Source organism: Actinoplanes sp. HUAS TT8, from assembly GCF_051380535.1.
In the GTDB taxonomy this organism is placed as follows: domain Bacteria; phylum Actinomycetota; class Actinomycetes; order Mycobacteriales; family Micromonosporaceae; genus Actinoplanes.
This window is the reverse complement of the sequence record NZ_CP195646.1, coordinates 4048855-4065610: the sequence shown is the minus strand read 5'-3', so window position 1 is coordinate 4065610 and position 16756 is coordinate 4048855. Positions and strand designations below refer to the sequence as shown.

Here is a 16756-nt window from a genome sequence, read left to right as displayed (position 1 = left end):
GGCGTACGCGATGTCCGCGGTCGTTGTTCAGGGACTCACCCGCACCTATCAATCCGACGGTGAGCCGGTGACGGCGCTGGCCGGCGTCGACGCCGCGTTCGAGCCGGGCACCTTCACCGCGGTGATGGGCCCGTCCGGCTCCGGCAAGAGCACGTTGCTGCAGGCCGCGGCCGGTCTGGACCGGCCCACCACGGGCACCGTCCGGATCGGCGGCACCGAGCTGTCGACGCTGTCCGAGACCAAGCTGACCGAGCTGCGCCGGGGCCGGATCGGGTTCATCTTCCAGGCGTTCAACCTGATCGGCGCCCTCACCGTGGAGGAGAACATCCTGCTGCCGCTCCGGTTGTCCGGGGCCCGGCCCGACCGGGCCTGGATCGCGCAGGTGGTCGAACGGGTCGGCCTCGGACCACGGCTGCGACATCGCCCGTCGGCGCTCTCCGGCGGCCAGCAGCAGCGGGTGGCGATCGCCCGGGCGCTGGTCTCCCGCCCCGAGGTGATCTTCTGCGACGAGCCGACCGGTGCGCTCGACACGAACACGGCGGCCGAGGTGCTCGCCCTGCTGCGCGGGATCGTCGACGAGCACGGGCAGACGGTCATCATGGTCACCCACGATCCGGTGGCCGCGTCGTACGCGGATCGCGTGATCGTCCTGGCCGACGGCCGCATCGTGCACGACATGCCGCAGCCCGGCGCCGACCGTATCGCCGAGCACCTGGCCGCCCTGGGCCGCCGCCCGGTCATCCGGGGAGCCGTCCGATGACCGCGCTGGCCCTGCGCATGCTGCGCCATCGCCCCGGTTCGTCGGTGGCCACCCTGCTCGCACTCGCCCTGGGCGCGCTGATCCTGACCGCGATGGGCATCCTGGTCGAGTCCGGGGTGAGCTACCACCCGGCGCCCGGCCGGTATGCCGCCGCCGACCTGGTCGTGGCCCGGCCGGACACCACGTTCACCGGCAAGGATTTCGCCGGGGAGAGCTATCGGAGCACCGTCGCGCTGCCCGAGGGTGGGACCGTGCCGGTCGCGCTGGCAGCGCGGATCCGGAACGTGCCGGGCGTGGAGGCGGTGGCCGTGGACGACAACATCCCGGTCGTCACCGCGGCCGGGACGCGGATCTCCGGGCGGGGCTGGGGGAGTGCGGCGCTGACGCCGTACCAGCTCAGCGCCGGGCGGGCGCCGGCCGCCGACGACCAGGTGGTGCTCGACGCTTCGGTGGGCGGCCGAACCGGGGATGACGTGCAGCTTCTCATCGGGGGAGTGCTGCGGACGTACCGAATCAGCGGTCTTGCCAAAGGAAGCGGGGGCGCGGCCGTTTTCTTCACCGATGCCCGGGCCTCGGCCCTTTCCCCGCATCCGGGGGCGGTCGGTGCCATCGGGCTCGTCGCCGCTCCGGGCACCGATCTCGACCAGCTCAAGGCCCGGATCACGGCGATCGCCGGCGACGCGAAGGTCCTCACCCGGGCCGACAGCGGGCAGGCCGAGAACTCGGCCGGTCAGGCCGCGGCGACGCTGCTCATCCAGGTCGGCGCGTCGTTCGGCGGCTACGTCGTGCTGCTCATCGTCTTCGTCGTCGCCGCCACGGTCGGTCTGTCCGTGCGGCACCGCCGCCGCGACCTGGCCCTGGTCCGGGCCGTTGCGGCCACCCCGGGGCAGGTCCGTCGCATGATCATGGCCGAGTCGGCCCTGGTCGGCCTGGTCGCCGCAGCGATCGGCGTCCCGCTGGGCCTGGCCGCCGCCCACTGGCTGACCGGCGAGCTCACCCGTCGCGGTTTCCTGCCGGACGGCTTCCCGATGGTCCCGGGCGCGCTCGCCGCACCCGCCGCCGCCGGCGTCATCGTGCTGTCGGCGGTGCTGGCCGGGCTCTTCGCCGCCCGCCGCGTCACCGGCATCAAACCGGCCGAAGCCCTCGGTGAGGCCGCCGCCGAACCGGTCAAGACCGGGAAGGTCCGCCGGGTCAGCGGCCTGATCGCGCTGGTCGCGGCCGTCGCGTCGGCGTTCGCCGCGGTCACCGCCTCCGGACAGACCGCCATGGGCGCCGCCCTGGGCATGCTCTACCTGTTCGTCCTGGCGGTCGCGCTGCTCGCGCCGTGGATCAACAACGCCGCCGCCCGCCTGCTGGCCAAACCGCTCGGCGTGATCTTCCGGACCAGCGGTTACCTGGCCGCGGCCAACCTGCGGGCCAACGCCCGCGGCACCGCGACCGTGCTGACGTCGCTGGTCCTCGCGGTCGGTTTCGGGGGATCCGTCTGGTTCCTGCAGAACAATCTGGAGCGCCAGGCGGTCGCCCAGAGCCACGCCGGCCTCAAGGCCGAGAAAGCCCTGGTCACCCCGGCCGGCCTGTCGCGGTCCGCGGTGGCCGAGGTCACAGCGATTTCCGGCGTACGGGCGGTGACCCCGATCCGCCACACCACGGTCATGGCCGCGCTGATGGGCGACGGCGAGTCCATCGGCGCCCGCGCGGTCGACCCGGCGAGCCTGGAGCAGACGCTCGACCTGGAGGTCCGCGAGGGCCGCCTCGCCGACCTCAAGGACGGCACGGTCGCCGTCTCCGGCACGCAGGCGTCCACGTTCGGCTGGGACCTCGGTCAGACCGTCGACCTGCGCCTCGGCGACGGCACCCCGATCAAGCCGCGGATCGTCGCCGTCTACCAGCGGGGACTCGGCTTCGGTGACGTGGTCCTGCCGCTGTCCACGGTGGCCGGGCACACCGCCACCGACCTGGACGACGAACTGCTGATCAGCGCACCGGCCTCGGCCGACGCCGCCCTGCGCCGGGTCGCCGCCGCCCATCCGGGCAGCACCCTGGTCGACACCGCCACCCTGACCGGCGGCCTGGCCGAGGATCTCGCGCTCAGCGCCTGGCTCAACCGCCTGCTGATCGCCGTGATGGTCGGCTACACCGTGGTCGCGGCGGCCAACACCATGGTCATGGCCGCCCTGGCCCGGCGCCGGGAACTGGCCCTGCTGCGCCTGACCGGGGTGACCCGGCGGCAGGTGCGACGGATGGTCAACGCCGAACAGCTCGGGCTGCTCGGCACCGCGGTGATCCTCGGCGGCGCCATCGCGGCGGTGACCCTGAGCGCGGTCGTGCGGGCCCTGACCGGGAGTTTCGTGCCGTACGTGCCCCCGCTGGGCGGCGCGATCGTCCTCGGCGGCACGGCGGTCCTCGCCCTGGCCACCACGATCCTGCCGATCGCTCGGCTGCTGCGGGTCCCGCCGGTCGAGCACATCGGCATCAAGGAATAGCGCCGACGTGGCAGGCTAGGCCGAATGATCACTGATGTCGGTGCGGAGATGACCGAGGCCGCGCTCATGTACGACACCGTCACCGGTACGCCGGAACCCGCGCGCGCACGACTCGGCGCGGTGGCCGCGCGGATCGGTGGCGGTGTCGCGCTGGCCATGCCGGGCAGCGGATCGCCGTACTGGAACAAGGCTCTCGGTTTTGGCCTGGCCGAACCGTTCACCCTCGCGGTGCTCGACGAGGTCCTGGATTTCTACCGCACCCACCAGGTGTCGCAGGCCGTGCTGCAGGTCGTCACCGACGTGCTGCCGGACGGGTTCGCCCAGGCCGCGACCGAGCGCGGCCTGGACCGCGGCAGCCCCTGGATCAAGCTGGGCGGCGACCCGGCCGCGGTCGGGGCCGCGCGCACCGATCTGCGGGTCGGCCCGGTGCCCGCCGAGCAGGCCGCCGAGTGGGCCGACATGTTGCTGGGCACCTTCGGGATGCCGACCGGAGACCTGACCGCCATGATGGCCGAAACCGTGGGCCGGGCCGGCTGGCAGCCGTTCGGGGCCTGGGACGGCGACCGGGTCGTGGCCGGCGGCAACCTGTTCGTGACCGGCGGGAACGCGAACCTGTACGCGGCCGCGACCAGCCCCTCGCACCGCGGCCGGGGCGCCCAGTCCGCGCTCATCGCGGCGCGGGCCGCCGCGGCCGCCCGGGCCGGGGCGCGGCGGCTCTACGCCGAGACCGGGAAACCGGCCGCCGGCGACCACAACGCCTCGCTGTCCAACCTGGTCCGGGCCGGACTCGCCCCGCTCTACGAGCGCGACAACTGGACCTGGCGGCCCTGACCGGGTCGCGCGTCAGCCGAGCTCGCGCACGGAGATCTCGCGCATCTCGACCTTGCGGACCTTCCCGGTGACGGTCATCGGGAAGTCGTCGACGATGCGGACGTACCGGGGGATCTTGAAGTGCGCGAGCTTGCCGGCGCAGAACGCCCGCAGGCTCGCCGCGTCCAGGGGCACGGTGCCCGGCCTCATCCGGATCCAGGCCATCACCTCCTCGCCGTACTTCTCGTCGGGCACCCCGATGACCTGGGCATCGAGCACGTCGGCGTGGGTGAGCAGGAACTCCTCGACCTCGCGCGGATACACGTTCTCGCCGCCCCGGATCACCAGGTCCTTGATCCGCCCGGTGATCCGCAGGTACCCGTCGGCGTCCATCTCGGCGAGGTCGCCGGTGTGCATCCAGCCGTCGGCGTCGATCGCCTCGGCCGTCTTGTCGGGCTGCTCCCAGTAGCCGAGCATCACCGAGTAGCCGCGCGTGCACAGCTCACCGGTCGCGCCGACCGGGACCGTGGCCCCCTCGGCGTCGACCACCTTCACCTGCAGGTGCGGGCCGACCCGGCCGACCGTGGCGACCCGGCGTTCCAGGCTGTCGTCGGTGCGGGTCTGGCAGGAGACCGGCGACGTCTCGGTCATGCCGTAGCAGATCGACACCTCGGACATGCCCATCCGCTCGATGACCTGCTTCATCGTCTCGACCGGGCAGGGCGAACCGGCCATGATGCCGGTGCGCAGCGACGACAGGTCGAACGTGTCGATCTCCGGGTGGTTGAGCATGGCGATGAACATCGTCGGCACGCCGTACAGCGACGTGCATCGTTCCTTGGCCACCGCGTCCAGGGTCAGACCCGGGTCGAAGCCGGGGGCCGGGATCACCATGGTGGCGCCGTGGCTGGTGGCCGCCAGGTTGCCCATCACCATGCCGAAGCAGTGGTAGAACGGCACCGGGATGCAGATCCGGTCGGCCTCGGTGTAGTCGATCAACTCGCCGACGAGGAAGCCGTTGTTGAGGATGTTGCGGTGCGAGAGCGTCGCACCCTTGGGGAACCCGGTGGTCCCGGACGTGTACTGGATATTGATCGGATCGTCGGCCCGCAGCGTCGCCGCGATCCCGTCCAGGATCGCGGCGTCACCGGGATCCCCGGTCAGCGCGTCCCAGGACTCCTCGCCGATCAGCACGACATCCCGCAGGTCCGGGCATTCCGGACGGACCTCGGCGATCATCGCGGCGTAGTCTGAGGTCTTGAACGACGGGGCCGCGACCAGGGCGCGGACCCCGGACTGCCGCAGGACGTAGCGCAGCTCGTGACTGCGGTAGGCCGGGTTGACGGTCACCAGGATCACACCGAGCCGGGCCGTCGCGTACTGCGTGAGCACCCATTCGGCGCAGTTCGGCGCCCAGATCCCGACCCGGTCGCCCTTGACCAGGCCGAGCCGTCGCAGCCCCTGCGCGAGCGCGTCGACTTCGGTCTTGAGCTGCGCGTACGTCCATCGCCGGCCCGAGGCGCAGTCGACCAGCGCCTCGCGGTCCCCGTGCCGGGCGACCGTGGCCAGCAGGTCGGCGCCGATGGTGTGCTCCAGCAGCGGCGGTATCGCCGGCCCGGTGCTGATGCTGAGTTCCACAGTGCCTCCCAGACGTCGCAGCTATGACCCAGACCACATCTTCACCCGGATCCGGGGAAAGGGCGAAGAAGAAAATCGACGCATCGTCACTTCGCTATTAGACGATAATTATTGAAAACGATTACCGTTTCGCTCCTCAGCTACAGGGAGTGGAACGCATGAAGCACGCGCACAAGATGTTCGGGGCCGCGGTGGCCCTGGCGGTCCTGGCCGGATGCGGATCGACGGCGGCCGACGGGTCGACCGCCTCGAAGGACGACGCGACGCTCGCGGTCGTCGCGACGACCCCGGAGGTCGCCGATTTCGTCCGCAACATCGGCGGCTCCGACGTCACGGTCACCCAGATCATCAAGCCCAACGTCGACCCGCACGAGTACGAGCCGACCCCGGCCGACCTGCAGGCCATCTCCACCGCCAAGGTCGTCGTGAAGAACGGTGTCGGCCTGGAGAAGTGGCTCGACGGCACGATCACCTCGGCCGGCTTCAAGGGCACGGTCGTCGACTCCAGCCAGGGCGTCCCGCTCCGCAAGGGCGAGGAGGAGGGCGAGGAGAACGACCCGCACATCTGGCACGACCCGCGCAACGCCAAGATCATGGTGACCAACATCGAGAAGGCGCTGGCCGCGGCCGACCCGGCCAAGGCGGGCACGTTCGAGGCCAACCTCACCACGTACGCGGCGGCCATCGACAAGCTGGACGCCGACAACGAGGCCGCGTACGCGAAGCTGCCCGCCAACGACCGCAAGCTGGTCACCAACCACGACGCCTTCGGCTACTACGTCCAGCGCTACAACCTGGAGTTCGTCGGCTCGGTCATCCCCAGCATGGACACCTCTGCCGAACTGTCGGCCAAGCAGCTCACCGACCTGGTCGCCAAGATCAAAGCCACCGGTACGAAGGCCATCTTCGCCGAGAGCTCGCTGCCGCCCAAGACCGCGGAGGCCATCGCCCAGCAGGCCGGGGTGAAGGTCGTCGCCGGTGAGGACGCGCTGTTCGGCGACAGCCTCGGCACGCAGGGCACCCCCGAGGGCACCTACCTCGGTGCCGAGCAGCACAACACCAAGGTCATCACCGAAGCCCTGGCCGGCTGACATGCCGGAACGCTCGCCGGTCGAGATCACGGCACTCCACTACGCCCAGGTCAGCGTCGGATATCAGGGCAGCGCGGTCCTCACCGACGTCGAGCTGGAACTGCGGGCCGGCGAGCGGCTGGCGCTGGTCGGCCCGAACGGCGCCGGCAAATCCACCCTGATCAAGTCGATGCTCGGGCTCACCCAGATCCTGAGCGGCACGGCCACCGTCCTCGGCCGCCACCCGGCCCGGGCCCGCGGCTCGGCCGGCTACGTGCCGCAGACCGACCGGCTCGACGCCGACTTCCCGGTCAGCGTCCGCCAGGTCGTCATGATGGGCCGCTACCGCCGGCTCGGCTGGTGGCGGCCCGCCCGCACGGCCGACCGCCGGGCCGTCACCGACGCCCTCGGACGGGTCGGGCTGGCCGACCGGGCCCGGGACCGTTTCGGCACCCTCTCCGGCGGCCAGCGCCAGCGCGTGCTCCTGGCCCGGGCGCTCGTCGCCGAACCCCGCCTGCTGCTGCTCGACGAGCCGTTCAACGGTGTCGACGCGGTGAGCCAGGACGCCATCATCCGCGTCCTGAAGGAACTCTCGGCCGAGGGCACCGCCCTGGTGATCAGCACGCACGACCTGGCCATCGCCCGGGACCTCGCCGATCGGGTCTGCCTGATCAACGGACGGCAGTGGGCGGTGGGCACGGCGGGCGAGACCCTCACGGCTACATCACTCAGGCTTGCGTACGGCAGTGCCGCCATCGAGGTCGCCGACGGCCGGATGGTGGTGGTCGAGCCGTGATCGAGCCGTTCGCCGTACCGTTCATGGGCCGGGCCCTCGCCGAGATCGCCCTGCTGGCCCTGATCTGCGGCCCGATCAGCGTGTTCGTCTTCGCCCGGGGCCTGTCGTTCGTGTCCGACGCGCTCACCCACACGGTCTTCCCCGGCGTGGTGATCGGGTTCGTCGCCGGGGGAGTGGAGGGACTCTTCGCCGGTGCGCTGATCGCCGGCCTGGTCACCGCCGTCGTGCTGACCGTGCTGACCCGCGGCGCCCGGCTCTCCGACGACGCGGCGACAGCGGTCGTGCTCACCGCCATGTTCTCCATCGGCGTGGTGCTCGTGTCGCGGCGCTCGTCGTACACCGCCGACCTGACCTCGTTCCTGTTCGGGCGCCTGCTCACCGTGACACCCCGGCAGCTCGCCGAGACCGCCGCCCTCGCCGTAATCATCCTGGTGGCGTTGCTGATCGGCGCCCGCGCGCTGCTGTTCCGCGCGTTCGACCCGGCCGGCGCCGCGGCCGCCGGGCTCCGGCTGGGCCGGCTCGACCTGTGGCTGAACGTGCTGCTCGCGCTGGTGGTGGTGGCCGCGGTCCGGGCGGTCGGCACGATCCTGGTCGTGGCCCTGCTGATCGTCCCGGCGGCGGCCGCCCGCATGGTCACCGACCGCCTGGCCGCGATGGCCGTGCTGGGCACGGTGCTGGTGGTCGCCGCCGGCTACGGGGGACTGCTGCTCAGCTGGACCGCGTCGGTCCACTACGGCGTCGCGCTCACCTCGGCCTCGTCGGTGGTGCTGCTGCTGGTGCTCGCCTATCTGGTGCTTCTGCCGATCCGGTGGCTGCGCCGCGTACCCCCGAATCGTCTGGAAAGGACGTCGCCGCATGAGCTGGTGGGATGACGTGACGCACCGGGCCGTCGTCGAGGTGGTCCTGGTCGGCGCGCTGGCCGGGCTGATCGGCGTGCAGGTGGTGCTGCGGCGGCTGTCGTTCTTCACCATGGCGCTGACCCACGCGACGTTCCCGGGCGTGGTCGCCGCCTCCATCATCGGGGTGAACATCCTGGTCGGAGGCGTCGTCGCCGGTGGCGTGGTGGCGCTCGGGGTGGCCGCGCTGTCACGCCGGCGCGGCCAGGACGCCGCCGCGGCGACCGGGGTGCTGCTCTCCGGCGGGTTCGCGCTCGGGGCGGCCCTGGTGGCCACCCAGAACGGGTTCAGCCGGGAACTCTCCTCGTTCCTGGTCGGATCGATCCTCACCGTCACCCCGTCCGACCTGGTCAGCACCGCGGTGGTCCTGGTCCTGGTCGGCCTGCTGCTCGCGGTGTGCGCCCGGCCGCTGCTGTTCGCCGGGTTCGACCGCACCGGCGCCGAGGCGGCCGGAGTCGCCGTCGGCGTCTGGGACGTGGTGCTGCTGCTCGCGGTCGAGGTCGTGGTGGTGACCGTGGTCCCGGCGGCCGGCACGATCCTGGCGCTGTCGCTGATCGTGGCCCCGGCCGCGGCGGCCCGCCTGTGGTCCGACCGCCTGCCGGTGATCACCTCGGTGGCCGTGCTGCTGGCCGTGACCAGCGGACTGGCCGGGCTCTACACGTCGACCCGGTGGAACGTCGCGGCGGGTGCGGCCATCTCCCTCGCCGCGACCGCGTTCCTGCTGCTCTCCTGGGTTCTCGTCACGGTCCGGCGCACCCGGGCGGTGCCGGCGTGACCGCCGGCACGGACGGCGCGGCCGGCCGGGTCGCGGCGGCCGGATCCGCTCCGGGCCCGGCCGTCGACGCGGTCGCGCTGCGCCGGGCGGTCGAGGTGCTGCGCGGCATGGCCTACGAGCATCGCCTGCACATCCTGGTGATTCTCGGCCGGGCCCCGTCCACCCCGGCCGACCTGGCCGCGACCCTGAACGTCCACTCGACGGTGGTCTCCCACCACATGCGCGACCTCGTCCACGCCGGCCTGGTCCGCCGTCGCCGCCTGGGCCGCAACGTCTTCTACGCCCTCGCCGACGACGCCGTCGCCACCCTGGTCGGCGAGGCCTTGGCCTACGCCCGAGCCGATCCCCGCCCCCGATGACGAACTGGCCGCCGGGGCGTCGCCGGTCTACGGTCGATGCTGTGAGTGATCTTGACGAGGATCCGCTGGTCGTGCGGATGATTGCCGCGCTCGACGGCGGGGTGGCGGCGCTGCCCGCGGTGCTGCCTCCGGGTGTCGAGGTGGTCGCCGCGGCCGGGGTGTGGGGTGACTTCGGGTCGGTCGTGGTGCTGAGGCGCGACGACGACGAGGACCAGGGGTTGCTCGACGACGTGTATCTGCTCGCACGGTCACCCGAGGGCCACTGGCTGCCGCCGGACAGCTCTTCGGGATCCGGGATGCCGGAGTGGGTGCTCGACCGGGCCCACGGGCCGCGACCGGGCGATCTGACGAACCTGGGCGCCCAGATCGCGCACGTCGCCGGGCAGTGGGTGGTGGAGCTGACCGTGATGGCGAGCCGGGCGGTCAGCCGCGTCGAGGTGCGCTACGGCGACGAGACGATCACCGTGGCGGTGCCGGCCGGCGGCCTGGTGACACTGCCCGGGGTGGTCCGGTCGGTGTCGGCGGTCGCCGAGTTCCGTGGCTTCGACGAGGCCGGCCGGCTGGTGGCGGTCGAACGCTACCAGCCGTTGACCGAGAGCGATCGGGACGCGGGCTTCCCGGACCCGTCGCTGTGGGCGGGGCGGGTCACCTTCGCGGGGTGAGGTGGGGACGGGTTCGGCCTGCCGTACTGAGAGATGCCCGTACCCGGAAAGGGGTTTGATCCTGCACCGGACACCGTCGTGGGGTGCCCGGCGCAGGATCGGCTCAGCGGGTCAGGAGGTCCATCCGGCCGAGACCACCCAGCTGACGTCGTCGGCGAAGGCGCCGGTGGCGTCGAAGGTGTGCACGCCGCCCTGGCTGGCGATGTAGCCGGTGTTGTTGTAGTGCCGGATGTAGCGGGTCGGATAGTTGAACGAGCGCAGCGCGTTGCCCTGGCCGTTGAGCCCGGACTGCGGGCAGAACGTGGCGTCCTGTTTGAACAGGGTGCTGTTGTCGTTGGCGTTCAGGTAGAGCTGGAAGCCGTTGTGCCGCAGGTAGCTCCCGGCGGTGTCCTTGGACTCGAACGAGACGCAGCCGCTGTTGGCCAGGCCGGCCCGGACGGTGAACGAGGCCTGCGCCTTCAGGGCGGCGGTGCTCGACGACGAGACGACCTGGGTGGCGACGCTGGTCCCGGAGTGGGCCAGGTACCGGGTGGTGCAGCAGGCGGTGGTCGCCCGCAGCGAGACCGACGAGCCCACGGTGACGGCCGGGCCGCTGGTCAGCGACGTGGTGGCGTAACCGGCGGCGGTGATGTTGGCCTGCACGGCGTTCTCGGTCGCGTCGGACGGGTAGCCGGAGGTCATCACGCCCTCGTAGAACGTGCCCTGCGCGCTGACGCTGTTGTCGCCGCCGATGCCGAGGATGATCGCGCCCTCCTTGTGCATCGGGTTGTAGCCGGACTTGTTCGGCCGCACGCCGCTGTAGAACGTCGACAGGGAGCCGGACTGGGCGTTGCCGCCGCGGATCGACCACAGGTTCGGGCCGCCCTTGAGGGTGGCGGTCAGGAACCGGTTGGTGATCGTCGGGTCGCCCGCGTTGTTGCCGGCGTTGTAGCCGGAGAACAGGCCGTTCTCCAGGTCCGCCATGATCCACGGACCGCTGCCGGCGCCGCTGCCCCAGCCGGTGCTGTTGCCGAAGTACAGGGCTTCCATGTGGCCGTTGCCGGTGTCCAGGCTGTTGGTCTCGGCGTTGCCGTAGTCGAAGCAGCATCCGCCGTTGTAGTGGGTGCCGTCGAAGATGGCGTACATGCCCTCGGCGGCGTCACCGGTGGCGATCCCGTTGGTGTTGTTGTTGCGGTAACCGGTGCCGGGTGAGACCCACACGCCGTACGCCTTCTTGCCGCCCACGGTGACCGGGGCGCCGGTGGCACTGGCCAGGTTGTCGTAGCCGTTGGCCTCGGGTCCCTGGAAGCCGCCGGGCGGGGCCTGGGTCAGGTGGTTGCCGCGCCCGGACTGGTCGTAGATGACCGTGATCAGGCAGGTCGTGCCCGCGCAGAAGCTGTCCTGCGCGGCCGCGTTGGCGACCCCGCCCGCGGTCAGCGGGGCGATCGTCGTGGTGGCGCCGTCGGAGTTGCGTCTCACCTGGTAGAGCGCGCCGGTGTAGGCGCCGTAGAGGGCGCGTGTGGTGCTGTGCGCGGCCACGCAGGGGGTACCGCCGGAGGCGTAGATGTCGCACGGGCCGGTGACGGCGGCTTCGGCCGGGGCGACGTTGATCAGGACGCCGGCGGCGACGATGCTCGCGATCGCGAGGCTTCTCACTTTCACCTTGGACTCTTTTCGGGAACGGGGTGAGTGTGAGCGTTAACAACAACATGTCGACGCCTCGGTGGTTGAGGTCGAACATGCAGGGGGATTCGGTGCCGCATCGGCGACCGTGGTGTGTTACCGCTCACAGGGGTACGCCGCCGATTGAAACACTGCCGTAACGCGGCTGTCAACGCATCGATGAACGCCACAGTATTCCCCGATACGGGTGACCAGGTTGCGGTGCCCGGCCCCGGAAGCGTTGGGTATAACGTTGTGCGACGAGCCCCTCACGCTTTAGCTACGACCACTGACCGCGACCTGGAGAACGGTGTCACCACCGTCCGCCTCCGCGGCGAGTTGACCCTGGCCGGCGTCGGCGACGTGCACCTCGCGGTGAGCAAGGCCGCGGCCGAGTGCCCGGCCGCCGTCGTGGTCGACCTGACCTGGTTCGGGCACACCGACCCGGCCCACCTCGGCGTCTTCGCCACCGTCACGCGCGAGGCGCAGACCCACTGGGGCGTCTCCGTCCTGCTCTGCCGGGCCACGCCCGAGGTCACCGACGGGCTGGGCGGGATCCGTCCGCACGTGGCGCTCTACGAGGACGAGCACCTCGCGCTGCTGGCCGTGCGCGCGCACGTGCCCCGCTGGGTGCGGCGCCGGTTCCCGGCCGAGGCGGAGAGCGCCGGGCACGCCCGTTCCCTGGTCGGCGGCGCGTGCCTGAGCTGGCAGCTGCCGCACCTGCGGGACCCGGCCCGGCTGGTCGCCTCCGAACTGGCCAACAACGCGATCCAGCACGCCGGGACCGAGTTCCAGGTGATCACCGCGTACACCGGGCAGTATTTGCGGATCGCGGTGAAGGACGGTAGCCGGGCGGTGCCGCGGGTGACCGGCGGACCACCCACGACCGGTGCGATCATGGCGCCGGGCTCCGGACGCGGCCTGCGCATGATCGAGGCGGCCAGCACGCACTGGGGTGTCACCATGACGCCCGGCGGCAAGATCGTCTGGTCGCTGATGCGCCCGCACCCGGTTCCCTCCCCGGTCGCAACCATCTGACCATTCGGCGATCGGCGATCCGGCCGATCGGCTCCTCGGTAAGGACGGTCGACCTGGGGAGCACGAGTGGGCGCGCGACGACTGCTGACCGACCGGCGGGTCGGCACGAAGATCATGGTGGCGGTCGGCGTCGTCACGCTGTTCGGCATGGCCGACGGCCTGTACTCGCTGGACCAGCTGAGCGCCACGAACCAGCAGGTCAAGATCGGCTACCGGATGAACGGCGAGCTGAACACCATCGGCAACCTGCGGTCCGCGGTCAACCGGTCGTGGCTGGCCATGGACGACTACCTGCTGGCGGCCGACGCCGGCGAGCGGGCCACCGCCACCACCACCCTCGGCGCCGCCGAGAAGCAGGTCACCGAGTTCGTGACCGCGTATCAGGCGTACCCGCTCGGCGCCGAGGCCCAGGCGTCGGTCGCGTCGTTCCGATCGGACTGGCAGAAGTTCGGCGACCTCGCCGACTCCCGGGTGCTGCCGCTGGCCGCCCGGGGCGACCGGGCCGCGCTCAACCGGCTGCGCGCCGGTGACCTGGCCACCGTGATGACGGCCGTCCGCGACGACCTGACCACGCTGGCCGACCTCACCGTGCGGGCCGGCGCCGCCGACGAGCAGGTCGCCGAGGACCGCTACCAGTCGACCAAACGCCTGGTGATCGCCCTGCTGGCGGTCAGCACCCTGCTCGGGCTGGCCCTGGCCGGGGCCATCTCCCGGCTGATCGTCAAACCGCTGTCGCGGTGCGTGGACGCGCTGCACCGCATCGCCCGGGGCGACCTGACCGCCCGCGTGCCCGTGGACAGCGACGACGAGGTGGGCCGGATGTCCCAGGCGCTCAACGAGACCGCGGAGGCGATGGGTGGCATGGTCGGGCGGATCAACACCAGCTCCGAGCTGCTGACCTCGGCCGCCGAGGAGTTGTCGGCGGTGTCGGCGCAGCTGTCGGCGTCCGCCGAGGAGACGTCCGTGCAGGTCGGCTCGGTCTCCGAGGCGGCCGGGCAGGTGTCGCACGGCGTACGGACGGTCTCGGCCGGCGCCGACGAGATGGGCACCTCGATCCGGGAGATCGCCACCAACGCCAACGAGGCGGCCGGGGTCGCCGCGGACGCGGCCCGCGCGGCCGCGTCCACCGACGCCAGTGTGGCCCGGCTCGGCGAGGCGTCGGCCCAGATCGGCACGGTCGTCGCCCTGATCACCTCGATCGCCGAGCAGACCAACCTGCTCGCACTCAACGCCACCATCGAGGCGGCCCGGGCCGGGGAGGCCGGGCGCGGCTTCGCCATCGTCGCCTCCGAGGTGAAGGACCTGGCCGAGGAGACCGCCCGGGCCACCAAGGAGATCACCACCCAGGTCGAGGCGATCCAGGCCGAGAGCGGCACCGCGGTGACCGCCATCCGGGAGATCGGGCAGGTCATCGCCACCATCAACGACTACACGACGACGATCGCGGCGGCCGTCGAGGAGCAGACGGCGACCACGGCCGAGATCTCCCGCAGCGTCGGGCACGCGGCCGAGGGCTCGGAGAGCATCGCCGAGACCATCGCGATGGTGGCCGACGCGTCGCGGCAGGTCACCGAGGGCGCCACCGAGACACAGCAGACGGCCGCGCAACTGGCCGGGACCGCGGCCGAACTGCAGGCGACGGTGGCCGCCTACCGGGTCTGACCGGTGCGGCCGGTGCTGTCCAGATCGGCCAGCACCGCCCGATGGTCGCTGCCGGGCGCGTTCAGGACCCACGCGTGCCGGGTCGTCATGCCACGCTGCAGCAGGTGATCCGGGCGGACCAGGGGCAGGCGGGCCGGCCAGGTGAACCCGAAACCGGCGCCGGCCTCCTGCTGGGTGTCGGTCAGCGGCGCCAGCACGTCGAACTGCCGGTCCGTGGTCGCGGTGTTCAGGTCCCCGGCCAGCAGCAGCCGCGGCGCCGGATCGGCCCGGACCACACCGGCCAGTGCGGTGAGCGTCCGGTTGCGGCCGGCCGTGCGCCCGGCGCGGGCCGAGGCCAGATGCGCGGCGTAGACCCGGATCGGACCGGCCGGCGTGGTGACGGTGGTGCGCAACGCCCGGGTCCAGCCGATCTGGATGTCGACCGGCTCGGTGTCGGTCAGCGGCAGGCGGCTGAACACCGCGACCGTGCCGGCATTGACCCGATAGGGGTACGCGTCGCGCAGCTCGGCCGTCACCGTCGGCCGGTTGGCCGCGGTGATCTCCTGCAGGACGATCAGGTCCGGCCCGGCCGAGATCACCGGATCGAGGGCGTCCCGCACCACCGCCGCGCCCAGGTTGAGGGACGCGACCCGCAGGTCACGGTGGCCGGCCTCGGCCCGGTCGGTCAGGTTCGGCCCGAACATCAGCGCCCACACCAGCACCGGGACCAGCGCCGCGACCATCGGCGCGGGCCGGCGCATCAGGACCGTGACGACCAGCAGGACCAGCGCCGGCCCGGCCAGCCAGGGCAGCGTGCTGTCCAGCCCGGAACCGACCGCGCCGGGCACCCATCGGTGGGCCAGCAGCAGCAGGCTCAGCACCGCGGCCACGGCCACCGGCGCCACGACCGCCAGACGCACGCGGCGCCGGGTGGGGGTGGGTTGGGTGACCGCGACGGCAACGCTCATCGCGTCACCATAGCCAAGATCATCAACCGAACTACCAGGAGGCTTTGCGTACGGCGGGCAGTTCACCGCTCCGAGGCCCGGGCGCCGTCGCAGGCGGGACGGCCCGGGCCAGGTCACGGCGCGTCGGGGGCGGTCGCCGGGGCGGCCGGGGCGGCGGCGCCCGGGCGGGCGGGAATCACGCTGGAGTGGACGGCTCGGGGTCCGTACGCCGAAATCGGGTTTGAATGTTCCTGCCGGTGAAAGTGTCGGACCCTGGTCGTATCGTTCCGTCGTGCGGCCATCCTTGATCAACGAGATCCGCGTGCCCGGGGCGCGGGACGTCGGCCCGGCGCCCGGCGTGGGCTGGATCGTGACCGAGCCGGCGACCTCGACGGTCCGGCTGCTCGATCATGACCTGAGAACGGCCGGCCGGGTCCCGGTGCCCATCTGCCTCCGGGCGGCCGCCTCGCCGAGCTTCGTCGCCGTGGGGGACCAGCAGGAAGTGGTCGTTCTCGACCACGCCGGCGGTGTGCGCTGGCGGCGATCTTTCGGAAAGTCGCCGCGCTTCCATCTCGACCGCGACGGTGTGCTCTGGGTGCATGTGGCGGCGGCCCAGCAGCTCCTCGCGGTCGACGCCGCCACTGGGGAGGAGATCGATCGTCGGGCGCTGGCCGGTCCGGAATTCGCCTGGTTCATCCACCGGCCCGCGATCGCCCGGACCGGTCTGGTGCTGCTGTCTCCGGATCCGTCGCCGGGGGTGCTGATCGGGCTGACCGGTGGGCGCATCGACCTGCGGGCGCTGCGGGGCGACGATCTGGCCGATCTGAGCCCGAGCGGCGCGCGGTATCTGACCGCCGACACCGAAGGATTTTTTTCGATACGGGATGTCGCCACCGAGTCCGTGCTCGTGCATCGGCACCTCGGGGATCTGCCGGACCTGCCGCCCGAGCTGGCCGACGGGCAGGTCGACTCGTGGACGCTCTTCCTGACCGAGGAGCTCGTCCTGGTGTCGCTGTGGTCAGGGGATGCCTCGGAGCATCTGCTTCTGTCCGCGCACAGCCTGCGGTGCCGGTCCCGGGTGCGGTATCCGGGCGGTGGCGCCGGGTCGATCGTGGGTGGTGAGCGGCCGGGGCGGTGGCTGACCCGGGATCGCGCGGGGGATCTTCTCCGGCTGTGGCGGCTGGACGGGGACCTCGACGACGGGCCGTTGCCCGGACAGATAGCTCTTCTCTGATCGCCT

General features: G+C 71.9%; 15 protein-coding genes. 12 read left to right on the top strand and 3 right to left on the bottom strand.

Annotation, left to right across the window (positions count from 1 at the left end):
• Positions 1-10 precede the first annotated feature (10 nt).
• The 3 genes from ACSHV8_RS18475 to ACSHV8_RS18465 are packed head-to-tail and all read left to right on the top strand — an operon-like array spanning position 11 to position 4074.
• Positions 11-760 carry an ABC transporter ATP-binding protein gene (locus tag ACSHV8_RS18475; RefSeq protein WP_436534709.1) on the top strand — a complete coding sequence of 250 codons (750 nt, stop codon included), beginning with the start codon at positions 11-13 and terminating at the stop codon, positions 758-760.
• On the top strand, positions 757-3243 hold the full coding sequence (locus ACSHV8_RS18470; protein ID WP_436534707.1) for an FtsX-like permease family protein: 2487 nt from the start codon (positions 757-759) through the stop codon (positions 3241-3243). Before ACSHV8_RS18475 ends, ACSHV8_RS18470 begins: the two co-directional genes overlap by 4 nt.
• 24 nt (positions 3244-3267) lie before the next feature.
• Complete coding sequence (locus ACSHV8_RS18465; protein ID WP_436534705.1) at positions 3268-4074, top strand: GNAT family N-acetyltransferase; 807 nt, start codon at positions 3268-3270, stop codon at positions 4072-4074.
• A 12-nt stretch (positions 4075-4086) separates the two neighbouring features.
• Here ACSHV8_RS18465 and ACSHV8_RS18460 read toward each other — a convergent pair whose 3' ends face one another.
• Positions 4087-5691, bottom strand: coding sequence for an AMP-binding protein (locus tag ACSHV8_RS18460; RefSeq protein ID WP_436534702.1), 1605 nt, complete (start codon positions 5689-5691; stop codon positions 4087-4089).
• 158 nt (positions 5692-5849) lie between these two features.
• On the opposite strand from ACSHV8_RS18460, the gene ACSHV8_RS18455 reads away from it, so the two are divergent.
• The 6 genes from ACSHV8_RS18455 to ACSHV8_RS18430 are packed head-to-tail and all read left to right on the top strand — an operon-like array spanning position 5850 to position 10249.
• Positions 5850-6782: a metal ABC transporter substrate-binding protein gene (locus tag ACSHV8_RS18455; RefSeq protein ID WP_436534700.1), complete on the top strand. Its 933-nt coding sequence runs from the start codon at positions 5850-5852 to the stop codon at positions 6780-6782.
• Position 6783: 1 nt separating this feature from the next.
• Positions 6784-7557 (top strand): metal ABC transporter ATP-binding protein, encoded by a 774-nt coding sequence (locus tag ACSHV8_RS18450; protein WP_436534698.1) that lies wholly within the window; start codon positions 6784-6786, stop codon positions 7555-7557.
• The gene (locus ACSHV8_RS18445; RefSeq protein WP_436534696.1) at positions 7554-8429 is read left to right on the top strand and encodes a metal ABC transporter permease; all 876 of its coding nucleotides are present in this window, start codon (positions 7554-7556) and stop codon (positions 8427-8429) included. The genes ACSHV8_RS18450 and ACSHV8_RS18445 overlap by 4 nt, the downstream gene beginning before the upstream one ends.
• Positions 8413-9228: a metal ABC transporter permease gene (locus ACSHV8_RS18440; protein WP_436534694.1), complete on the top strand. Its 816-nt coding sequence runs from the start codon at positions 8413-8415 to the stop codon at positions 9226-9228. The genes ACSHV8_RS18445 and ACSHV8_RS18440 overlap by 17 nt, the downstream gene beginning before the upstream one ends.
• Positions 9225-9587, top strand: coding sequence for a metalloregulator ArsR/SmtB family transcription factor (locus ACSHV8_RS18435; protein ID WP_436534691.1), 363 nt, complete (start codon positions 9225-9227; stop codon positions 9585-9587). The genes ACSHV8_RS18440 and ACSHV8_RS18435 overlap by 4 nt, the downstream gene beginning before the upstream one ends.
• Positions 9588-9628: 41 nt before the next feature.
• Positions 9629-10249 (top strand): hypothetical protein, encoded by a 621-nt coding sequence (locus tag ACSHV8_RS18430; RefSeq protein ID WP_436534689.1) that lies wholly within the window; start codon positions 9629-9631, stop codon positions 10247-10249.
• Between the two features lie 111 nt (positions 10250-10360).
• On the opposite strand, the gene ACSHV8_RS18425 is transcribed toward ACSHV8_RS18430, so the two are convergent.
• A complete protein-coding gene (locus ACSHV8_RS18425) occupies positions 10361-11884 on the bottom strand; it encodes an alpha-L-arabinofuranosidase B (RefSeq protein WP_436536814.1) in 1524 nt (507 codons plus the stop codon).
• A 261-nt stretch (positions 11885-12145) separates the two neighbouring features.
• On the opposite strand from ACSHV8_RS18425, the gene ACSHV8_RS18420 reads away from it, so the two are divergent.
• Positions 12146-12928: an ATP-binding protein gene (locus ACSHV8_RS18420; protein ID WP_436534687.1), complete on the top strand. Its 783-nt coding sequence runs from the start codon at positions 12146-12148 to the stop codon at positions 12926-12928.
• A 66-nt stretch (positions 12929-12994) separates the two neighbouring features.
• Entirely contained in the window at positions 12995-14590 is a 1596-nt protein-coding gene (locus tag ACSHV8_RS18415; protein ID WP_436534685.1) for a methyl-accepting chemotaxis protein, read from the top strand.
• Here ACSHV8_RS18415 and ACSHV8_RS18410 read toward each other — a convergent pair.
• Entirely contained in the window at positions 14578-15537 is a 960-nt protein-coding gene (locus ACSHV8_RS18410; RefSeq protein ID WP_436534683.1) for an endonuclease/exonuclease/phosphatase family protein, read from the bottom strand. The genes ACSHV8_RS18415 and ACSHV8_RS18410 overlap by 13 nt on opposite strands.
• A gap of 271 nt (positions 15538-15808) precedes the next feature.
• Here ACSHV8_RS18410 and ACSHV8_RS18405 point away from each other — a divergent pair, with 271 nt between their 5' ends.
• A complete protein-coding gene (locus tag ACSHV8_RS18405) occupies positions 15809-16750 on the top strand; it encodes a hypothetical protein (protein WP_436534681.1) in 942 nt (313 codons plus the stop codon).
• The last annotated feature ends 6 nt before the right edge of the window (positions 16751-16756 follow it).